At 66.0% G+C, this 2,347-nt stretch carries 4 protein-coding genes; 1 reads left to right on the forward strand and 3 read right to left on the reverse strand.

Annotation, left to right across the window (positions count from 1 at the left end; genetic code table 11):
- From tnpC to tnpA, 3 genes are all read right to left on the reverse strand, one after another.
- On the reverse strand, nt 1-1,053 hold a 1,053-nt coding region (tnpC, locus tag U1700_RS14285; protein WP_443025955.1), incomplete at its 3' end, for an IS66 family transposase.
- Between the two features lie 61 nt (nt 1,054-1,114).
- A complete protein-coding gene (tnpB, locus tag U1700_RS14290) occupies nt 1,115-1,462 on the reverse strand; it encodes an IS66 family insertion sequence element accessory protein TnpB (protein WP_267436059.1) in 348 nt (115 codons plus the stop codon).
- The gene (tnpA, locus tag U1700_RS14295; protein WP_332753364.1) at nt 1,459-1,821 is read right to left on the reverse strand and encodes an IS66-like element accessory protein TnpA; all 363 of its coding nucleotides are present in this window, start codon (nt 1,819-1,821) and stop codon (nt 1,459-1,461) included. Before tnpA ends, tnpB begins: the two co-directional genes overlap by 4 nt.
- A 186-nt stretch (nt 1,822-2,007) precedes the next feature.
- Between tnpA and U1700_RS14300 the strand changes: the two genes are divergently transcribed.
- Nucleotides 2,008-2,250: a hypothetical protein gene (locus U1700_RS14300; protein ID WP_332753365.1), complete on the forward strand. Its 243-nt coding sequence runs from the start codon at nt 2,008-2,010 to the stop codon at nt 2,248-2,250.
- Nucleotides 2,251-2,347 lie beyond the last annotated feature (97 nt).

Consider the following 2,347-nt stretch of genomic DNA (forward strand, 5'->3'; position numbering starts at 1 on the left):
GAGAATGTCGGTGGTCAGCGGCGTGGGCGACCGCTCGTGCAGATCGAAGACCTTGCGCCGGAAGTGTGCCCAGCACGCGACTTCGGTCACGCCACCACGATACAGTCCGTCATAACCGGCATAGGCATCGGCCTGAAGGAAACCGCGGAAGCCGGCGAGATGGGCCATCGGGTGCGCGGCCGTGCGGTCGGGCGTGAAGCGATACCAGGTCGCGCGCGGCGCCGTGCCGCCGGACGCCTGGTCGTCGGCTGCGTACACCCATAGCCGCCCGGTCGCGGTCTTCCCCCGGCCGGGGTCGAGCACCGGCACGGGCGTGTCGTCGGCATGGATCTTGTCGGCCTTGAGGACTTCGTCACGGATGCGGCTGACGATGGGGTCGAGGAGTGCCGCAGCCTGTCCGGTCCACCCCGCCAGCGTCGAGCGGTCGATGTCGAGCCCTTGCGCGGCCATCATCTCGGCCTGGCGGTAAAGCGGCAAATGGTGGTCGAACTTTGAGACGACGACGTGCGCCAGCGTGGCGAAGGTGGCCTTGCCACGCGCCACGGCCCTGACCGGGACGGGAGCCTGGACGATCTTGTCGCAGGAACGGCAGCTGTATTTGGGGCGGACGTTGCGCACGACCCGCCAGCGCACCGGCACGATGTCGAGCATCTCGTGTGCGTCCGAGCCGAGCGGGCGCAACGCGCCGCCACAGTCCGGGCAGGTGCAGGCACCCGATGCCGGCTCATGGATGACGTCCTCGCGTGGCAGATGTGCGGGCAGACTGCGGACGGGCACCGGCCGAACCGCCACGCCGCTGTCGGCCATCTCAGCCCCAGGCGCGTTGCGCTCCGTCTCCAGTTCCTCCAGCGCCAGTTCGAGCTGCTCGATCTCGCGGCCGAGCTTTTCGGACGAGGCACCGAACTGCATCCGCCGCAGCCGGGCGATCTGTCCGCGCAGGGTATCGATGAGCAGATCGCGGGCGGCGAGCGCGGCATTGGCCCGGGCGAGTAAGGCCTCCAGCGCGGCGATCCGCGCGGTGGCATCTGCAGGGGAAACAGGCGCTTCCGACACGCTGTCTTCATAGCAGATTGCAGGTCGGCGAGCGAGCAAAAGCGGCGTAAAACCGCCGTTCTCACCCCGCCAGCGTCGGCGTAAACGTCCGCTCGGGCCGACGCCAGTCGATGCCCTCCAGCAGCATCGACAATTGCGCCGGCGTCAGCACCACCGTGCCGGTCGCGGTCACCGGCCAGACGAAGCGGCCTCGGTCGAGCCGCTTGGAAAACAGGCACAGGCCTTGCCCATCGAACCACAGCAGCTTGACCAGATGTCCCCGCTTGCCGCGGAACGCGAACAACGCTCCGGAATGCGGGTTCTGCACCAGCACCTGCTGCACCAGCACCGCCAAACCATCGAACCCCTTGCGCATGTCGGTCACGCCGCATGCCAGGAACACCCGCGTCGGCAACGGCACCGGGCTCATCGCAGCACCGACAGCACCCGTGCCAGCGCCCCTGCATCCACGGCAGCATCCACGCTCACCCGCACGCCACCCGGCAGTTCGATATGGATGAACCCCGGTGGACATGGTGCCGGCTGCGGTGTCCGCACGACCGGTTCCGCCACCTGCACTTCGGCGAATACCGGCAACGACGGCACGGCACTCGCCAGCTTGCCCTCCCGCAACTGCTTGCGCCACGTGTAGATCAGGCTGCTCGACACCTCACGCCGGGCGATGACGTCGCAAACCCGCACCCCCGGCCGGAACGCCTCCGCCAGGATCTCCAGCTTCTCCGCGTCCGACCATCGCCGTCGACCCGACACACGGCCGACCACCTCCATCCGACCAGTCATACGAGTGCTCGTATGACTGGTCGTAGAACCGAAAACTTCCCGCACCGCCCGCGCCCTCGTCAAAGGCGACAAGCATCCTGACCGCCAGCGCTACCGCAAGGCGGCCTGCTGACCACGCTTACACAGATGGGAAGCCGACGTTGCATGATGTCGGGCTGCCACTAAATTCGCGGCATGATCTGCAACATCATCGACAGGCGAACGAGGCCGTATCGCTGGCGCGAGGTTAACGCCATCATCGAGGCGACTTCGCATGACAATGCCTGCGAGGATGCGGACCAACAACGACCGACCAATTACGATCTGACCTACGACCAGCGTGAGAATGTCACTGTCGCGGAAGCGATCGCGTGGGCCAACGAAGAGGTGTGTCCGGTGACGCTGTACCTCTGCGACAAGGGTACCGGGACTACCTGACCAATGCCCTTTTCGGGTAAAAAGCGGTCGATTGGCCCCGACTACTTTGATTGGCTCATAGGTCTAGAGAACTGGTGCTCATCAAATAGCTCGACAG

The sequence above is a fragment of the Sphingomonas sp. RB1R13 genome (assembly GCF_036663775.1).
Taxonomy (GTDB): Bacteria; Pseudomonadota; Alphaproteobacteria; order Sphingomonadales; family Sphingomonadaceae; genus Sphingomicrobium.

Excerpts from the sequence above, each read along its gene's own strand:
- tnpB (WP_267436059.1), bottom strand. The coding sequence starts at position 1,462 with ATGAGCCCGGTGCCGTTGCCGACGCGGGTGTTCCTGGCATGCGGCGTG.
- tnpA (WP_332753364.1), bottom strand. The coding sequence starts at position 1,821 with ATGGAGGTGGTCGGCCGTGTGTCGGGTCGACGGCGATGGTCGGACGCG.
- U1700_RS14300 (WP_332753365.1), top strand. The coding sequence starts at position 2,008 with ATGATCTGCAACATCATCGACAGGCGAACGAGGCCGTATCGCTGGCGC.